This window comes from Bacillus sp. FJAT-29790, from assembly GCF_019039215.1.
Classification (GTDB): domain Bacteria; phylum Bacillota; class Bacilli; order Bacillales; family Cytobacillaceae; genus Cytobacillus.
The window spans coordinates 324,955-343,176 of record NZ_JAHNZZ010000001.1; the positions used below are offsets into that span (position 1 = coordinate 324,955).

Genomic DNA, 18,222 nt, shown 5'->3' on the forward strand with positions numbered 1-18,222 from the left:
ATAACGAAAACTTTAATGGATGGTGACTGGAGGCGAGGCAACAGCTTTATCATCTTTTCTTTCAAGTTCCTCAAGCGCCAGTGCGTTTTTCTTGCTTCGTGATGATAATAAAATAAAATAACTTAAAACCCCGAATAAACAGGAGATGAAAAAAGCATGAGCCAGTGCGATATAAAGATTTAGTTTTGAGATAACAACGAGTGCACCGGCAGCAACCTGAAGGGATACGAGGATAAAGGAAATAATCCAACCCCAGTAAATGACCTTTTGGTCTTTATATTGCTTGATTGCGATAATGGTAATATAACCGATCCAAATAAAAATGAGTCCCGCAGCAGCGCGATGCCCCATTTGTACCCATTCATACATGTTAGTCGGTAGCGTAAATGAGCCATTTATACAAAAAGGCCAATCACGGCAGACTAAGCTTGCCTTCACATGTCGAACTAAAGCACCAGTATAGACGACGATATAACTATATAATGAAACTCCGATAATATGCTTCTGCATTTTACTATCTAGAACAATGTTCTCCGCTTCAAATTTCTTGTCGACTTCAAAAATAAGCAGAGTAAGCAGTAATACAGTGGCAAACGAAATGAGAGAAATTCCGAAATGAAGGGCAAGAACAAAATCAGATTGTCCCCATTTGACGGCAGCTGCTCCGATTAAACCTTGAAGCAGAAGGAAAAAGAAAGACGTTAATGATAGAAATTTCGTTTCCCGAATATGGCCGATTGAACGCCAAGTCCAAATGGAAAGAATGAGCACCATCATACCTACTCCACCAGATACTACCCTATGGGCTAGCTCGATAATTAGTTCGGGTGTAATATCTGTCGGTACCAACTCTCCGTTACAAAGGGGCCAAGATCTTCCGCATCCCATGCCCGAGTCGGTTTTTGTCACAAGGGCTCCACCCAATAAAATCAACAGCATTCCAACTGTTGTTAAAACGGCGAACCATTTTAATGATCGCTTCAAAGTATTTCACCTTCTTTTAAATAGTTCGTAAATTTGTCTTATATAAACCTTTGCATAGTGAAAGAAATAATAAATTGAAAGGATTTCCGTAACTATCATATCGGAATTGTGAAGAAAAGAACAGCATTTCGTGTAATTTCCCAGTGGAATAACGAGCGTTCTATTGGAATAGAAGAAATTTCAGTTTAACGTTTACTAGGCGATTAGTCATTTCTCCACAATGATTATACTATTTATCACTGTGTTTATAGTAATAACGAGTCTTTTTAGGCAGACAAGCATAAAATATATAGATGTGAAGTAACATAATCTATCAGGATATTAACGTTAACTCAAAATTTCATTAACCAAAATACTTTGCTATTATATTATGGCAAAAAAACAACATTATTTTAACTGAATAATCACATTGACACAAATTAGTCATATTTTAGTCAAAAATTATACACAAAAAAGTACAAAAGTGTGATTTAATATACAGAGGAAGGTTTGTTTTTCTACATATATAATTAACAGCTTTTTTACATTAACAATAGTAGAAAACTATTATTCCCATACCAATTGGGGAAGAACCCTTCGTTTTTTATTGCAAATATAGTAATGTAAGCTAGAATGCTTTATAGTAGTTGTAATGATATAGGCTTATTTGCGATAAGGGATAAAGGAGGAAGAAAATATGTCTAACTCGAGGGCTTTCATAGACACTGGAATAGAAAACAGTGATCGAAGCCTGCAAAACGATGTTCCAAAATCAACTGTGTGGAAGGACTTTTTGGCACTCATAAAAATTGGTATCGTTAATTCAAATCTAATTACAACGTTTACAGGATTATGGCTGGCACTCCATTTTACAGGAAAAGGCTTTTTGAATAACTTGGATATTGTGTTTTATACTTTAATCGGTTCTTCATTAATTATTGCAGGTTCATGTGCTCTTAATAACTATATCGATCGCGATATTGATCCTTTTATGGAAAGAACAAAGAGCAGGCCGACTGTAACAGGTAAAGTCAATCCGGCAAAAGTTGCAATTCTTGGTTTTTTATTTATTGGGGCAGGTACGCTCTTTCTAATGTTTACAACTGCCACCGCAGCCATCATTGGTTTAGTGGGTGTGTTCAGTTATATCGTTCTATATACGATGTGGTCAAAGCGCAGGTATGTATCGAATACCATTATCGGAAGTATTTCTGGTGCTGTACCGCCATTAATCGGATGGGCAGCAGTTGATGCTAATCTTGGTATGATGCCTTGGGCTCTATTCTTAATTATGTTTGTATGGCAGCCGCCACATTTTTACGCGCTTGCCATGCGAAGGGTTGAAGAATATCGGGCAGCGAATGTTCCGATGTTGCCTGTTGTTAAAGGATTTAAAAGAACGAAAATTTCCATTTATGCTTGGGTAGCTGCATTGCTTCCTCTTCCATTCTTGCTCCCTGCACTAGGCTTGCCATTCCTTATTCTTGCATCTGTACTTAATATTGGCTGGATTGCAACAGGAATATATGCAAGAAAGTTTAATGATGATATTAAATGGGCAAAATTAATGTTTGTATACTCACTACAATATCTGACTATTATGTTTGTAGCTATGGTAATTATCACACTTATATAAAAAAGGGAGAAATAAAGCTCATTATGATTCGATTGGGTAATAAAATCACTGTCTAAAAGACGAAGATGACATTATCTCAAAAGACAACGATGCTTTGCTGTACCTCCCAATTCCGATGTTTTTATTATGCCACCTCTTAATATACATAGATGGCATTCAGTGTTCAACTTGGTTTTGTTAGGAATTTCTTTCTATTCCTATATTATAGAAAGAATTTATTTATAATTTTTTCGATCAAACAATTCAAACAGAAATTTTTACGAAAGAGGGGTTTGATTAAGCTATGAAAAGGCTTGCAAAGTGGCGCCTAGTATCCTTATTCGCGATTCTAACGCTCATTCTTTCCGCCTGTGGTAAACCGTACCTATCTACGTTACAACCGGCCGGCGAAGTTGCACAAACACAATTTGATTTAATGGTTTTAAGTACTGCAGTCATGGTAGGGGTAATTGCAGTAGTAGCTGTGATTTTTGTTATTGTTTTGGTTAAATTCCGTCGTAAAGACGATAGGATTCCGAAGCAAGTAGAAGGAAATCACACTTTGGAAATCATCTGGACAGTAATTCCAATTTTATTAGTCTTTGTTTTGGCAATTCCTACTGTTAAAGCTACTTTTCATTTGGCTGATGTTTCTCCAATGGAATTGAAAAATGAAGATGGCAAAACAGATGCACTTGTTGTTAATGTCCGTGCGAATCTTTATTGGTGGGAATTTGAATATCCAAATGAAGAGATCGTTACAAGTCAGGAACTTGTTGTTCCTACGGATGAAAAAGTTTATTTTAACCTAATCGCTTCCGATGTTAAGCACTCTTTCTGGATACCAGCAATTGGAGGCAAATTGGATAATAACACGGAAAACGTTAATAAGTTTTGGTTAGAGTTCAATGGTAAAAAGGCTGATGAAGTTGATAATTTATTTTATGGGAAATGTGCTGAGCTTTGCGGACCATCCCATGCATTAATGGACTTTAAGGTTAAAGCGATTTCACGTGCGAATTTTGATGTATGGGTTAACGATATGCAAAAGGTTAAAGAACCAATGCTAGCTACATCAGATTTAGCAGTACAAGGTCAGGAAATATTTAACCAAAGCTGTATTGGCTGTCACGCAGTCACTCCAGCAAATACAACACCTGAAGCCGCAAGATTAGCTCCAAACTTAACAAACTTTGGAGAACGTAATCATATCGCAGGTTATTTAGAACACACAGATGAAAACTTGAAGAAATGGCTAGCTGATCCTGAAACATTTAAACCAGGCAATAAAATGACTGGTACTTATGGTGAATTAACGCCAGACCAATTAGATGCTTTAACTGCATACTTAATGGGCTTAAAAGTTCAGGAGTAGTAGCGAACTTGTTTAAAAGGGAGGTAAAATTGTGAGTACCATTGCTCAAAAAAAAGGATTTGCAGCAACTCTTTGGGATTATCTTACTACAGTAGACCATAAGAAAATTGCACACCTTTATCTTATAGCTGGTGGATTCTTCTTTATCCTTGGTGGAATAGAAGCGATGATTATCCGTATTCAGCTTTTAAAACCTAATAACGACTTTGTAAGTGCTGGTTTCTTTAATGAAATACTTACAATGCACGGAACAACGATGATTTTTTTGGCAGCTATGCCGCTTTTACTTGGTTTTATGAATGCCGTTATGCCACTGCAAATCGGTGCCCGTGACGTTGCATTTCCTTTTATTAATTCATTAGGATTTTGGTTGTTTTTCTTTGGGGGAGTTTTCCTAAACCTTTCTTGGTTTATGGGAGGGGCTCCTGATGCTGGATGGACATCTTATGCTTCATTATCAATTGCATCCAAAGGTCATGGAATTGATTTTTATGCACTGGGATTACAGATTTCTGGGTTTGGTACGTTAATGGGAGGAATAAACTTCCTTGTAACAATTATAAACATGCGTGCCCCTGGAATGACATTTATGCGGATGCCATTGTTTACATGGACAACATTCGTTGCATCTTCTCTCATTCTATTTGCTTTCCCGCCATTAACAGTTAGCATATTCTTAATGATTTTTGACCGTATGTTCGGTGCTAACTTCTTTGATGCATCAATGGGAGGAAATACAATAATTTGGGAGCATTTCTTCTGGATATTTGGACACCCGGAAGTATATATACTCATCTTACCAGCTTTCGGTATTTTCTCTGAGATCATTCCAGTTTTCTCAAAAAAGCGCTTATTCGGTTATTCTTCCATGGTTTTCGCAACTGTCTTAATCGGCTTTTTAGGATTCATGGTTTGGGCTCACCATATGTTTACAACTGGATTAGGTCCAGTAGCTAATGCTATTTTTGCCGTCGCAACAATGGCGATTGCAGTACCGACGGGAATTAAAATCTTTAACTGGTTATTCACAATGTGGGGCGGAAGTATTCAATTTACAACGCCAATGCTTTATGCGACTGCGTTCATTCCTTCTTTCTTAATGGGTGGAGTAACAGGGGTAATGCTTGGAGCCGCTGCTGCGGATTACCAGTACCATGACACGTATTTCGTTGTTGCTCACTTCCACTATGTAATCGTAGGTGGAGTAGTATTCGCTCTATTGGCAGGTACACATTTCTACTGGCCAAAAATGTTTGGAACTATGTTAAATGAAGCACTTGGAAAAATCACATTTTGGTTATTCTTTATTGGATTCCATTTAACATTCTTTATCCAGCACTTCCTTGGATTAATGGGTATGCCTCGACGTATATTTACATTCCTTCCAGGACAGGGACTTGAAACTGGAAACTTTATTAGTTCGATTGGTGCTTTCTTCATGGCAGCAGCAACGATTGTATTATTATTTAACATCATTATTACAAGTGTGAAAAATGTAAAAGTAGGAAATGATCCATGGGGAGACGGACGTACACTCGAATGGGCTATGTCTTCACCACCACCATATTATAACTTCAAGCAACTACCGCTTGTACGTGGTTTGGATCCGTACTGGATTGAAAAAATGGAAGGTAAAAAAGGAATGTCACCAGCAGAGCCACTTGGCGACATCCATATGCCAAACAATTCATTCATTCCGTTTCTGATCTCGCTCGGTCTTTTCATTGCTGCCTTCGGAGTAATGCATCATGCAGATGAAGGAAATACATGGGGCATCCCAGTATTGATTTTCGGTCTTTTGTTTACGTTTGGTTCGATGATGGCGCGTTCATTGAAAGACGACCATGGATATCATATTCATAAAGAGGAATTAATGGATGATGATGATGATCAGAAGGGGGTTAAGGCATAATGCACGCGGAAGAAAAAATGACGATTGAAAAATGGCCTGCGTCGCCTGAAAAACAAACCCTTGAGGGCAAGAATAAATTTTTAGGCTTTTGGTTATTCCTAGGAGGAGAGACGGTGCTTTTCGCCTCTCTCTTCGCAACCTATCTTGCATTAAAAGATTCAGTTCCAAGTACCGATATGAAATTAGCGAAGGACTTGTTTGAGATTCCACTTGTTTTTGCTATGACAATGATTCTTTTAACGAGCTCCTTAACAAGCGTGTATGCGATGTACCATATGAAAAACTTTAACTTTAAGAAAATGCAGCTTTGGTTGGGCATTACAGTTCTCCTTGGTCTGGCTTTCTTAGGTCTAGAAATTTATGAGTTCAATCATTACGTACACGCATACGACCATACTTTTACAAGTAGTGCCTTCGGGTCAGCATTCTATACGCTAGTTGGCTTTCATGGTGCCCACGTTGCCTTCGGATTAGTATGGATTACAGCATTAATTATTCGAAACAACAAAAGAGGCTTAAGCCTTTATAATGCGCCTAAATATTATGTGGCAAGCCTCTACTGGCATTTTATCGATGTTGTTTGGGTATTTATTTTTACAGTAGTATATTTAATGGGAATGGTGGGATAAACTGATGACAAATGAACAATTAAACTCAGGTAACCCTCGAGTAGACATTGAATATCGACTTAAAAAGAATGCTGAAGAAATGAAACACCATGTCATCTCATTTGCATTGATGATTTTCTTGACTTTAGTTGCTTTTGTTGCAGTAGGATATGAAGGATTTTCTGCATGGTTTATTGTTCCATTTATCTTAATCCTTGCGGGTGTTCAAGTGATTTTTCAATTGTATTATTTTATGCACATGAGCAATGAGGGGCATGAGGGACCTAAAATCTTCATGTATTCTGGAATGTTTATTGGGTTTATAACAATTCTTTGCTATATAACAATTATTTGGTGGTAAAAAAGAAAGAAAATCGGCTCAGCCGGTTTTCTTTTTGCGTACGCAGAATAGTTTTAATAATGTGAAATTATTTCTAGTAGTTTCTGCTCATGAATGATTAAGGGGTGATATACAATGGCAATTCAAATCTTCGGTTTTCGAGCGTTATGGAGCCCATACTTTTTTGTCATCTTAACGCTTGTTTTAATAGGTTATTTTCTTGTAACTATTAAATATAGAAATAGGTTTTCAAAAAGTGAGGCGTTAACAAAGGGGCAAGCGATTAATTTTTCGTTGGCAATCATCCTGTTATATATCATTAAAGGATCACCGATTGATTTAATGGGTCACCTCATGTTTTATGCACATATGATTCAAATGGCTTTTCTTTGTTTAATCATTCCACAATTTATTATTTGGGGCATTCCACCATGGATTTGGCGTACACTTCTAAATAAAAAGGTTTTTAATGCCGTTTTTACATTTATGACAAAGCCTATAGTTGCTTTGCTTTTATTTAATGGTGTATTCTCGATCTATCATGTTCCTTTTGTATTTGATTTAGTTAAGACTAATATTCTCATACATGCTGCTTATTCAAGCTTGTTATTTTTACTAGCAATTCTATTTTGGTGGCCATTAATAAATCGACTTGATGAGCATCAAGCATTAAATGGACTTAAGAAAGTAGGGTATATTTTCGCTGCTAGTGCCTTGCTGCTGCCTGCATGTGCGTTAATTATCTTTGCTTCTGAACCGATGTATGCTTCGTTTTCTGACCCAAAGGCGTGGGCGAAATCACTGGAACTTTGTGTTCCTGCAGGCATGCTTGCAGGCTTAAACTTGAGCGGCCCCGAAATGTTTAGCTCATTGTCTTTAATTGATGATCAGCAGCTTGGTGGAGTGATCATGAAGATTATTCAGGAGATTGTTTACGGTGTCGTTTTGGCGCAGATTTTCTACAACTGGTATCGGAAAGAACAAGAAGAAAATGAAATTGACAAGCAACATCAATTAAACCCTCAGCCTGTTGAGTGAAACTTTATCCCCATTCTTTGGATGGGGTTTTCATATCTAAAGGTAGTTTAGTTGTGTAAAGCTATATAAAATATCACAATTTTTTATTTAATATATGAACATTTAAGGAACTTTTGAGAAAAATGGCCTTTGTTTGTTGAGAAATGAGTTATACTCTAGAGTATTAACTATGTACGCTTTTTATTGGCGTGGCGGGCTATTCTAACTGATTGGAATAGTGTGGAAAAATATGATATAAAAGTGCGGAGAGGGAGTCATTATGGAATACTCATTGCCGATTTTACCAACAATAAGTACGTTTTTTATCGTGCTTAGTGCCATTACTGTCGCGATTGGGTGGACACAAATTCGACAGCGAAAGATTGAGGCACATAAAAAATCAATGATGCTGGCAGCCGTTTTTGCGATTATTTTCTTTATTATTTATGCGAGCAGAACCGTTTTTATCGGAAATACAGCTTTTGGTGGACCCGAAGAGATCAAAATTTATTATACAATTTTCTTAATATTTCATGTTACGTTAGCGACAACAGGGGCTATATTTGGCATTGTAACGCTAAGTACAGGATACAAAAATAATCTTAAAAGACATAGAAAGCTCGGTCCGATTACAAGTATTATTTGGTTTTTCACGGCCATTACAGGCGTTGCCGTATATCTTTTGTTATATGTTATCTATCATGGCGGGGAAACCACTTCCGTTATTAAAGCGATTTTAGGATTTTAAAAACTGCCGCGAATTTGCGGCAGTTTTTTAATACCGATCACTGGTTAAAAGATGAAAAAACGCATGTTCCCATGCGTTTTTTCTCATTATTTCGCAAATTGTTCAATTTCTGCTTTAATCTCACCAAGAATTTTTTCACATTGGCTTACAATCGTTTTCGGGAAGCTTTCTCCCTCGCCGTATTCAACACCATGCGGATAATAGTGTTTTCCAAGCAATGGCGTCATAAGTTGGATCAATGCCTTATTCGTGCCTACGTCACCTTCTGCAGTATAACCAAATACACGTAAATAGAAAACGCCTTCTTTTAATTCAAATTTGCGGTCGTATGTAACTCTCTCGTAGTCCCATTGGCCCTCACGAACAAGCCCATGGGCCAGCATTAATTCATCTAAGCGAATTAAATCTGCTTTTACCTTTTCTAGCCCCGTATTTTCAAATTTCATGTTTTTCCCTCCTGAAAACGTCCATCACTAGCTGTAAACAGCCTAATTAGGCAATATTTAAACAAGTATAATCCCAAATCTAATAATAGTAGAAAAGAGCAGAAGATGCAACGGATACATAAAAGAAAGCGTTTTAATCCTGTGAAATATTCCGGAACATATGATTCAAATGAACTTCCGTCCAAGAAAACAATGAAAATCGTTCATTTTTTTATGAACTTGGAAAACATAAGAATAAATTAAATGGAAGGAGTTCATGAATGAAGAAGATAATTGCTAACATTATTTGTCTATGGCTTTTTTTTTCTGCAGGAAAGGATGTTTTTGCTGGTACAAAATACATTGTTGTTCGTGGTGATACACTTTGGAAAATTGCACGAAGCAATCATTCGGACCTCAAACATTTGATTAAAAGCAATCCTCAAATCCAGAATGCGAATTTAATTTATCCTGGACAAGGAATCATGATTCCAATAAATGCTGATATTTTTTCGAGTGAAAAATTACTGAACAAAGGAGAAAGGGAACTTTTACAAATAACGAATGCGAAAAGAGCTGAATCAGGGTTAAGGCCATTTGCATTAGATCCTTTGTTATCACAGGCGGCAAGAAAAAAATCAATCGATATGAAGGAAAAGCAATATGTTTCGCATTATTCACCAACGTACGGGAATCCTGCGATGATGTTAAAAGAATTACAGATTCAATTCCGAAATATAAAAGAAAATATTGGTGCAGGACATCGGTCTGCTTATGAAATCTTTATAACATGGTTAAATACATCAGTAAATAGGGAAAATATACTTGATGAAAAGGGAACGCGAATCGGAATTGGCTATGCCGAAGGTGGTCTTCACGGCCATTATTGGACAATCCTTATCGCCGATTAACTGACATTACTTAAAGGGCTTCCCTCTTCAATCAAAAATCAAAAAACTTAGTCGGCATAACCATCACAATTTGGTAGCTGTTGTGAGCATTATTCCGTTTAAGAAAAAAGGAGGAAGTTAAATGGAAAAGATTCGTGATATCATGACTGATAATGTTGATAGTTGCTCATTATTAGACAATGTGTATGAAGTAGCAGTAAAGATGAAGGAGCTAAATGTAGGAGCGATCCCTATCGTCGACAATGAGAAACTTGTTGGTATGATCACAGACCGTGATATTGTATTGCGCTGTGTAGCTGAGAAGCATCCCGGTTCTTCTAAAGTGGAAGTGATTATGAGTAATGACTTAGTGACAGTCACTAAGGATACAACGACAAGGGAAGCAGCAAGACTAATGGCTGAACATCAAATACGCCGCTTGCCGGTAGTTGAAGGAGATCGATTAGTAGGAATTGTTTCACTTGGCGACTTTGCGGTCCGTCATTTAACTGATGAACAAGCAGGAGTAGCCCTTTCTGAAATATCAGAGACAAATGGAGAGGTTCAACATTAAGAAAGATTCTTTGCTTCCTTTTAATGGCGGGATATCAAAGGTGTGAATGGAGAAAATCGGCGTAATAGCCGATTTTCTCTTCTTATTTTATTTAGAGCCAATCTTAATGTTTGGCTGTTTTCGTAAACTTTGTTGCTTTATTAATGTGAATTTTATATATAAATCAACGGGCAAACTTTTAAAGCCAAAAACAACAAACTTTGCGAAAAGAGCCTAATGTTTTAAAAAAGCAATTATTAATTATTTATTAGAATTTTCCGCCCTTCTATTAAAAAGAAAGTTATTGATGATATACTATTAAATATGGACTAATCATATAATAGTAGAAAAGAATGAATGAGAGGAGGCAAACCCTCTGCATACCCTTGTACGAATTTTAATAATTATATCTGCTTTACTAGCAGTTGGATTTTTCATTAATGTGAATTCACATAATAATGGAGAAATGCTAGTAAACGAAGATAATTACAAGCCAAAAGTAGATCCTACTCTGGATGAGACGCTTCCCCCTTTAGATTCCTCAAAGATAGAGATGCCTAAGGAAGGTTTGACGAGTTTAATCGGGAAAACGAGCAACGAACTAATCAAAAACCTTGGTGAACCAGCAAGGAAGGATCCTTCCTTATATGGCTATGATTGGTGGATCTATCCTATAAATGATCATTATTATGTTCAGGCTGGTGTTGGTGATGGCAAGGTTGTGACTGTTTATGTAACTGGTTCGGATGTTCAAGTACCGCCATTTAAGATTGGACAGCCGATAGCGGAAATTTATACCTCGAATTTAATAGAAACAAATATCAATCTAGAATATCAAAATAGTTCCTATCGATTTGAACTTTCAGAAGATGATATGAACACCCGCCCACTTTTTATGGTAGGTGACGCATTTATGCAGCTATATGTTGATAAGTTTACCGGGACTTTGTCTAGTATTAGACTGATCGACGCGGCGACATTAATCAAGCAGCGACCATATGAAATGGTCTACCGAGGGGAACTGCTTGAAGAAAATCCGTCTGCAGAAGTAAACGAGGAGGAAGTCGAAAGGGGCAAGGAAAGACAAATTTTTGATATCACAAATATTTTCCGTGTTCGCTACGAAATGAAACCTCTCGAATGGGATCCCGAAACAGCAAAAGTTGCTTACGCCCACAGCAGAGACATGGTAGAAAGCAACATATTCTCCCATACATCGAAGAAATATGGTGAATTATCGGACCGATTAGAGGCAGGCAACGTAATCTATCAAATAGCAGGTGAAAATATCGCAGCGAATTATATGGATGCTCCGGCAGCAGTTGAAGGCTGGCTGAACAGTAAAGGCCACCGGGAAAGTCTCTTAAATGATCAGTTTACCCACTTAGGTGTTGGCGTATATAAAAAGCATTATACGCAAAACTTTATTGAAAAATGGCAGGAATAAGCAATCATACTTAATTATAAAAAAGAGCTTGAACAATTGTTCAAGTTTTTTTATTTAGCTCTTTTTTCAATCCTGTTGACATGGAAAGAATCCTCTTTCCAATTACCATAGGCGTTAATAAATTCCCCTATGGTTAAGTTAGGGATTTGAAAACCCTTTTCAATTGGGATTACTCTCTTTACTTGCCACTTTTTTAGCTCTGTTTGAATTGCCAGTTCAAGAACATACACGTAACGATAATAGGAAAACCGCTGTCTTTGTCCCTTTAAGTCGACAATAGTACCCGATATGACAGCTTCTTCTGTAACTTTTTTTAATTGCAGCCATTTTTCATTACTTTCGCGCATTTCTTTTTTGGTAAGCCAGTAAAAATAAAGACAAATAATAGGGATCAAAATAGCTGTTACCATATCGATTCACCTTTCATAAACATCATGCATTCATATATTATCATTAATGGAATCATTTTTATATTTTAGATAACATCATTAGCCTATGTTAAAAAATATGCAAAAAGGGTTCTCGCAGGACTATCGCCCCGTTGACCTTGCTTATTTAACAAGCTTAAAAATCAAATTGCCTTGGCGTATTTGCGCCCGGATTTTTACCTTAGCTAGCTCGATAAATTCCTTTAAAAAATCTGAGGCATCCGCCGGGGGAAGTTTAAGTTTTATTTCACCTTTTTTTCAATTATTCATAAAGTAATATAGGCATATGTAAACAGAACTGAGGTGAATGGGAATGACTAAGAAAAAGCTCCATCCTTCTGTTGGAAAGTTTAAAGAATTCGTTAAAGCCAACCCAAAGCTAGTCCAGGAAGTTAGAGAGGGAAAACATACATGGCAAGAGTTATTCGAAGATTGGTACTTACTCGGTGAGGATGATTCAAGGTGGGATTCCTTCAGGACGGAAACGAAGGATAAGGTTGAACCAGCCCCACAAGAAAAAAACACGGATTGGATGACAAATATTATGGGGTCATTAAAAAAAATGGATTCCAATCAAATGCAAGGGCATATGAATAATATTAGCAAGGCATTATCTGCGGTTCAAGGAGTTCTTGCTCAATTCTCAGGTGGCAGCCAAGTAAGTCCGCCAAAAAGCGGAATCCAGAAACCAGTCAATCCTTTTGTGTTCAAAAAAGATTAATAAAGGGGAAATCAGGATGAGAAAGGATATTGTTGACTATCTCGGACAGAATCCAGAATTGCAAAGGTTTATCCGCGAGCAGCCGCAGTGGTTTCGAAAATTGACGCGCAATCCAAATGAATTAAAATCGCTTGAAGTCGCAGCATTACATTATTACAAAAAAACAATTCCACATAAAGTTGAAAAGTTTACAAATGGAGTGCAGGTAGCTTCGATGATGATGAGCATGTTTCAATCGATGAATTCACAATCTTAATCTAATGCTTTCTCCTTAGACGAGAGAGCTTTTGTTTTTTAGAAGCATTTACAATCCAAAGAGTAAAAAGAGAAGGTGTAGCAAACAATAATTACATAAGAAATGATCTGTAGTGAATGTAAAATATTTTGGGAGTTGAGTCGGCTTATTTCTGGCCGATTCCATGCCCCTTGCGCTTTACCTATAAGAAAATAAAGGAGTGAGAGCAAATGCGAAGGGCAATATACCTGTTTCTCGGATGTTTGCTTCTAGCAGTGTCTGGCTGCCATAAGGAAATACCAGAACCTGAAGTGAAAATAATCGTACAACCTGTAAGCGACACGGATGTACCTTTAGTAGTTCCTGTATCGATAATTGAAAATACGAGCAAAGATCCTTTTTATGTCAGGCACCAAGTAAAAGGCAGAGAAGTACTGATTGAGTGTATCATCCAAGGGGTTACCTTTCGAGAATCAAATACAGGTAACAGAGGGAAAATGATCTTATATGTTGATGGAAAAAAGCGGGAAGAAATCGATTCTGCCGCCTTCATTGTAAGAGGCTTATCACCTGGTACTCATCGTCTTAAATTAGAGGTTGTTAAGGCAAATAATACCGCATACAAACTGAAAAAGGAATTTTATGTAACAATCCCATAGCCTTTTGATTTCCGCTGTTTCATGGTAAAATATGAAACGGAGGTGAGCCTTATTTTGCTTGCTACAATCGAAGGCATAGAAATTTTGGATCAGGCTGATCAATTAGCAGCAATGATTATTGATTCTGAGGAGGCGGAACATTACCGCCAGTGTTTATATAGATTGAAAAAAAACAAAGAAACGCAGCAAAAGATAAGCGACTTTGTGAAAATGAAGGAACGCTATGAAGAGGTTCAGCGTTTCGGAAAGTATCATCCTGATTATAAATCAGTGATGATGGTAACAAGAGAGTTAAAAAGAGAAGTCGATCTCGATGTTCATGTTGCTGAGTTTAAGAAGGCAGAAAATGATTTGCAAGGCATATTGGATGAAGTGAGTGTTTTGCTTGGCCGCTCTGTCTCTGAGCAAATTAAAGTTCCTACTGGCAATCCATATTTCGATAGTTTATCGAGCTGTGGAGGGGGATGCGGAACTGGAGGAAGCTGCGGTTGTTCTTAAGTCTTTACTTATAGGACGGCATGGATTATTCCGTGCCGTTTTTTAAACTTTCTGATAACTACGCATTTAGCCCATTGAAAAACATGGGTTTTTTATGCTAGACTATTTAAAACAATTGTTCATTGAAGGGGAAGAAATTATGCTGGGTCAACGGCAAGGTATAGTTGTCTGGCTTTATTCTTTAAAGCAGGCAAAAATGTTAAGAAGATTTGGAAATGTTCATTATGTTTCGAAACGGCTAAAGTACGTCGTTCTATATTGTGATCTTGTTGAAACAGAAGAACTAATTGAAAAAATCAACTCTTATTCATTTGTAAAAAAAGTCGAGCCATCTTACAAACCATTTCTTAAGACGGAATTCGAAAATTCTAAGCCTGACAAGGCAAAAGAATATGACTATAAAATGGGAATATGAAAGGCAGGAGGCCACCCTCTCGCCTTTTTTTTTGTAGGCTGTTTTCGTGAACTTTGTTGCTTTTTTAGCGTGGTATTATATAAAATCCGAGTTGATTGGAGCGGAGGGCAAGTGCCCGCAGCGGAAATCAACGAGCAATCTTAGAAGGATAAAAATAACAATATATGCGAAATGAGCCTTTTTGTAAAATTCATTTAAATTATATGTGACTGATGTCGAATGATTTGATATGGTAATAGAATAGGAATAATAGATTAAGGGGAATGTCAATGTGGAGAGCATTTATTCTAGTATTTATGATCCTGACAACGTCAATTGGCGGGATGCTATTCTGGCAGTGGAAAGCATATTCCAAGCAATACATCCCGATTAATGAGAATGATGAAAAAATAGTACAGGAAATTACGGTGCAAACGAGTAAAGAAGAATTACAAATTACCCAAAAACTAACAGGTTTAACAACTGGCAAGGAATATCGCATGACAATACCTGAAAGCCTTCTTCGTTGGTCATGTATTAAAGCGAAAGGGGAAGGATGCGAAACGAAGGATGAACATGCATTTTTATCAGAAAATAATGAAATCATGTTTGAATATAATATCTCGGTTTCAAACGAAAAAAAATCCTTTTTGCTAAATGATTGGACAACCGTGCTTCCAGAAGTGGAAATCAAAAGTACATCCATTGAAATTATTGATTCTGTTAGAAGAAAAGGGACATGGGTAACTGGCATGCCTTTAAAGGGACACAAGGAAATGGATTTAATCGATTATTATTATTTTACGGGTATTGGAGATACCCCATCGATATATTGGCAGTTAAGCCCGCTAGAAATAAAGCAAAGTCATAATGGTATCGTTTATTATACGAATCAGCTTGGATCAAGCGCCGATTATTCATTTAATGAAATTAAGGAATTAACCAACTTTCCCTCTGTTTCAGTTGTTTTATCTGATGAAAATGCCGAAATAACAGGAAAAAGGATTATCCTTACGCATGGCATAGATGAAGAAATGCTTAAAAGAAAATTGATCAATTATTTTTATGAAGAAAAATTTAAGGGTATTCCAAGTAATGAACAATGGATTTTGGATGTGTTTACTTCCGCTACAGCGAATCTGCCAGCGAAAACAGAAAAAGGGAAAGCAATATTGCTTGAAATGAACAAGAAGCTGTCAGAAGAAGAATTAACGCTCTTTTTCAAGCAATTAAATTCTGGTCCACAGAAATTAACAACACAAACATTGGACAACTTCATGGGTAAACTAAAAGGTTATAATACCCGCTTTTTTACCTTAAATAAAGATAAATCTGCGCCATTTGTTCCGCTTTATTTTTCCGATCCAAGAAAAGTTACGATAATGGGAAAAGAGAAGAAGGATATCAAAGTGATGATCGAAGAAGGGAATATGCTTTATCCTTTTATAGATACGATGCGTGAGCTAGGATTTGAGGTCAAGTCCCTTGCTGATCAGGAAATGATCCTGCTAACGAAAGGAAGCAACAGCTACCGATTTTATTTAAATCGCAATATTTTTATTTATAATGAAGAGGATTATGGATTATTGGAAAGTCCTCTAACCAACTTGAACGGAAAAATATATATGAATAAACAATGGATACAAACCATTTTTAATATTTCCATTAATGAAGGAACACAGGAAATCAGACTGTCATTGTAGACATTTCCTGTCTAAAAAAATAAGACTGTTTTCGTAAACGTTGTTACTTTATTAGTGTGATTTTATATCTATCAATCCGAGTTGATTGGAGCGGAGGGCACTTGACTCCAGCGGGAAATAGAGGGAAACGGGAGACCCCACAGGCGGTAACGCCGAGGAGGCTCCCGTCCCTCCCGCGGAAAGCAAGTGCCCGCAGCGGAAATCAACGGGCAAACTTTTAATGCCAAAAACAACAAACTATTCGAAAAGAGCCAAAAATAAAAAACCCTGCAGAAATCTGCAGGGTCCTTCTATATCCTTTATGAGGATAGAAGGCAAAGGGAGAGGAGAAACCGGAGGAAGAACTTATGGGGAAACGTAAGTCTTCTCCGCGGTTGGCAACAACATCCTCGAATAGATGCTGTTAATAACATTATTTCCACAAATGGGACGGATATACACAGGATTGGATATTTTTCTCTTGTTCACGTAAAATCGGATTAAATCGGTTGCGTGTTTAAGTAAAACAGGTTGGCGGCATATAACAATTATGATAGGATAGGAAGGAAAAATGATTAAATGTAAATGATTAGTGGTGATAAAATATGCGAGTAGTTTCAGGAACCCGGAAAGGGAAAATATTGAAGGCTGTACCTGGCAGTTCAACAAGACCTACAACAGACAAAGTAAAGGAAGCGATTTTCAATATAATTGGCCCATATTTAGATGGTGGAATAGGTCTTGATTTATTTGCTGGAAGTGGCGGGCTTGGAATAGAAGCTTTAAGCAGGGGAGCGGATAAAGTTATTTTTGTGGACAAGGACGGAAAAGCGATTCAGACTATTCACGAAAATGTAAAAATATGCGATCTTGATGAAAGAGCTGAAATTTATCGTAATGATGCTGAACGAGCACTCAAAGCAATTATGAAGAGAGAGCTGACTTTTGATGTTATTTTTTTGGATCCGCCATATAAAAAGCAGCAGCTTGTAAAACTTTTAGAAATGATTCATGCTGAGAAATTGCTAATCAGTGGTGGAACGATCGTATGTGAGCATGGTTCAGATATTCTATTGCCTGATACTGTCGGAAGTTTATTTCAGCGGAAATACGAAAAATACGGAGTGATCGCCATAACGATTTTTGAAATGGCGGATTAGAATAAGGGGGATATGTATGGGCGTAATCGCTATTTGCCCTGGGAGCTTTGATCCAATTACATATGGACATTTGGATATTATTCGACGTGGAGCAAAAGTTTTTGATCAAATTCATGTTGTTGTCTTAAATAATTCCGCGAAAAACGCGCTCTTCTCTGTGGATGAACGAGTAGAACTAATAAAAGAAGTAACAAAGGATATTCACAATGTAAAAGTTGCTTCCTTTTCGGGTTTGTTAATGGATTATGCTGAGAGTGTCAAGGCGAGCGCTATCATTCGGGGGCTCCGAGCCGTATCCGATTTTGAATATGAAATGCAAATTACATCCATGAACAGAGTACTAAATGATAAAATCGAAACCTTTTTTATTATGACAAACAATCAATACTCATTTTTAAGCTCTAGTATTGTGAAGGAAGTAGCCAAATACAACGGTAAAATCTCAGAGCTTGTACCCTCAACGGTAGAAAAAGCCCTGAAAATAAAATACGGTAACATGAACTGAACGAGCACCTAATGTGCTCGTTCAGTTTTCGGATCAGCTTTTTACTG

21 protein-coding genes are annotated in these 18,222 nt (G+C 37.1%); 18 read left to right on the forward strand and 3 right to left on the reverse strand.

Going from position 1 to position 18,222, the window contains the following annotated elements; all coding sequences use genetic code 11:
* Positions 1 to 12: 12 nt before the first annotated feature.
* A complete protein-coding gene (locus BGM26_RS01585; protein WP_217037971.1) occupies positions 13 to 984 on the reverse strand; it encodes a COX15/CtaA family protein in 972 nt (323 codons plus the stop codon).
* 676 nt (positions 985 to 1,660) lie between these two features.
* On the opposite strand from BGM26_RS01585, the gene cyoE reads away from it, so the two are divergent.
* From cyoE to BGM26_RS01620, 7 genes are all read left to right on the forward strand, one after another.
* Positions 1,661 to 2,599 carry a heme o synthase gene (cyoE, locus tag BGM26_RS01590; protein ID WP_217037972.1) on the forward strand — a complete coding sequence of 313 codons (939 nt, stop codon included), beginning with the start codon at positions 1,661 to 1,663 and terminating at the stop codon, positions 2,597 to 2,599.
* A gap of 283 nt (positions 2,600 to 2,882) precedes the next feature.
* Positions 2,883 to 3,953, forward strand: coding sequence for a cytochrome c oxidase subunit II (gene coxB / locus BGM26_RS01595; protein ID WP_217037973.1), 1,071 nt, complete (start codon positions 2,883 to 2,885; stop codon positions 3,951 to 3,953).
* A 31-nt stretch (positions 3,954 to 3,984) separates the two neighbouring features.
* Positions 3,985 to 5,865 (forward strand): cytochrome c oxidase subunit I, encoded by a 1,881-nt coding sequence (ctaD, locus tag BGM26_RS01600; protein ID WP_483297766.1) that lies wholly within the window; start codon positions 3,985 to 3,987, stop codon positions 5,863 to 5,865.
* Positions 5,865 to 6,494, forward strand: coding sequence for a cytochrome (ubi)quinol oxidase subunit III (locus tag BGM26_RS01605; protein ID WP_217037974.1), 630 nt, complete (start codon positions 5,865 to 5,867; stop codon positions 6,492 to 6,494). The genes ctaD and BGM26_RS01605 overlap by 1 nt, the downstream gene beginning before the upstream one ends.
* Positions 6,495 to 6,498: 4 nt before the next feature.
* Entirely contained in the window at positions 6,499 to 6,834 is a 336-nt protein-coding gene (gene ctaF / locus BGM26_RS01610) for a cytochrome c oxidase subunit IVB (RefSeq protein WP_217037975.1), read from the forward strand.
* A gap of 114 nt (positions 6,835 to 6,948) precedes the next feature.
* Positions 6,949 to 7,851: a cytochrome c oxidase assembly factor CtaG gene (gene ctaG, locus BGM26_RS01615; protein WP_217037976.1), complete on the forward strand. Its 903-nt coding sequence runs from the start codon at positions 6,949 to 6,951 to the stop codon at positions 7,849 to 7,851.
* Between the two features lie 259 nt (positions 7,852 to 8,110).
* Positions 8,111 to 8,578, forward strand: coding sequence for a DUF420 domain-containing protein (locus BGM26_RS01620; RefSeq protein ID WP_217037977.1), 468 nt, complete (start codon positions 8,111 to 8,113; stop codon positions 8,576 to 8,578).
* Between the two features lie 86 nt (positions 8,579 to 8,664).
* Here BGM26_RS01620 and BGM26_RS01625 read toward each other — a convergent pair whose 3' ends face one another.
* Positions 8,665 to 9,024, reverse strand: coding sequence for a YugN family protein (locus BGM26_RS01625; protein ID WP_217037978.1), 360 nt, complete (start codon positions 9,022 to 9,024; stop codon positions 8,665 to 8,667).
* Between the two features lie 260 nt (positions 9,025 to 9,284).
* Here BGM26_RS01625 and BGM26_RS01630 point away from each other — a divergent pair, with 260 nt between their 5' ends.
* From BGM26_RS01630 to BGM26_RS01640, 3 genes are all read left to right on the forward strand, one after another.
* A complete protein-coding gene (locus BGM26_RS01630) occupies positions 9,285 to 9,914 on the forward strand; it encodes a CAP domain-containing protein (protein ID WP_217037979.1) in 630 nt (209 codons plus the stop codon).
* A 121-nt stretch (positions 9,915 to 10,035) separates the two neighbouring features.
* A complete protein-coding gene (locus BGM26_RS01635) occupies positions 10,036 to 10,467 on the forward strand; it encodes a CBS domain-containing protein (RefSeq protein ID WP_217037980.1) in 432 nt (143 codons plus the stop codon).
* Between the two features lie 355 nt (positions 10,468 to 10,822).
* Complete coding sequence (locus BGM26_RS01640) at positions 10,823 to 11,893, forward strand: CAP domain-containing protein (protein WP_483297788.1); 1,071 nt, start codon at positions 10,823 to 10,825, stop codon at positions 11,891 to 11,893.
* Between the two features lie 50 nt (positions 11,894 to 11,943).
* Here the strand turns inward: BGM26_RS01640 and BGM26_RS01645 are convergent, their stop codons facing one another.
* Positions 11,944 to 12,303 carry a hypothetical protein gene (locus BGM26_RS01645; protein WP_217037981.1) on the reverse strand — a complete coding sequence of 120 codons (360 nt, stop codon included), beginning with the start codon at positions 12,301 to 12,303 and terminating at the stop codon, positions 11,944 to 11,946.
* Between the two features lie 331 nt (positions 12,304 to 12,634).
* On the opposite strand from BGM26_RS01645, the gene BGM26_RS01650 reads away from it, so the two are divergent.
* From BGM26_RS01650 to coaD, 8 genes are all read left to right on the forward strand, one after another.
* Positions 12,635 to 13,042 carry a YlbD family protein gene (locus tag BGM26_RS01650; RefSeq protein WP_217037982.1) on the forward strand — a complete coding sequence of 136 codons (408 nt, stop codon included), beginning with the start codon at positions 12,635 to 12,637 and terminating at the stop codon, positions 13,040 to 13,042.
* 16 nt (positions 13,043 to 13,058) lie between these two features.
* Positions 13,059 to 13,298, forward strand: a complete 240-nt coding sequence (locus BGM26_RS01655; protein WP_217037983.1) for a YlbE-like family protein — start codon at positions 13,059 to 13,061, stop codon at positions 13,296 to 13,298.
* A gap of 209 nt (positions 13,299 to 13,507) precedes the next feature.
* Positions 13,508 to 13,936 carry a hypothetical protein gene (locus tag BGM26_RS01660; RefSeq protein ID WP_217037984.1) on the forward strand — a complete coding sequence of 143 codons (429 nt, stop codon included), beginning with the start codon at positions 13,508 to 13,510 and terminating at the stop codon, positions 13,934 to 13,936.
* 54 nt (positions 13,937 to 13,990) lie between these two features.
* The gene (locus tag BGM26_RS01665; RefSeq protein WP_217037986.1) at positions 13,991 to 14,434 is read left to right on the forward strand and encodes a YlbF/YmcA family competence regulator; all 444 of its coding nucleotides are present in this window, start codon (positions 13,991 to 13,993) and stop codon (positions 14,432 to 14,434) included.
* Positions 14,435 to 14,573: 139 nt separating this feature from the next.
* A complete protein-coding gene (locus BGM26_RS01670) occupies positions 14,574 to 14,849 on the forward strand; it encodes a YlbG family protein (RefSeq protein ID WP_217037987.1) in 276 nt (91 codons plus the stop codon).
* Positions 14,850 to 15,118: 269 nt separating this feature from the next.
* Positions 15,119 to 16,531, forward strand: a complete 1,413-nt coding sequence (locus BGM26_RS01675) for a stalk domain-containing protein (protein ID WP_217037989.1) — start codon at positions 15,119 to 15,121, stop codon at positions 16,529 to 16,531.
* A gap of 584 nt (positions 16,532 to 17,115) precedes the next feature.
* Complete coding sequence (gene rsmD / locus BGM26_RS01680; RefSeq protein WP_217037991.1) at positions 17,116 to 17,670, forward strand: 16S rRNA (guanine(966)-N(2))-methyltransferase RsmD; 555 nt, start codon at positions 17,116 to 17,118, stop codon at positions 17,668 to 17,670.
* 16 nt (positions 17,671 to 17,686) lie between these two features.
* A complete protein-coding gene (gene coaD / locus BGM26_RS01685; protein ID WP_217037993.1) occupies positions 17,687 to 18,175 on the forward strand; it encodes a pantetheine-phosphate adenylyltransferase in 489 nt (162 codons plus the stop codon).
* Positions 18,176 to 18,222 lie beyond the last annotated feature (47 nt).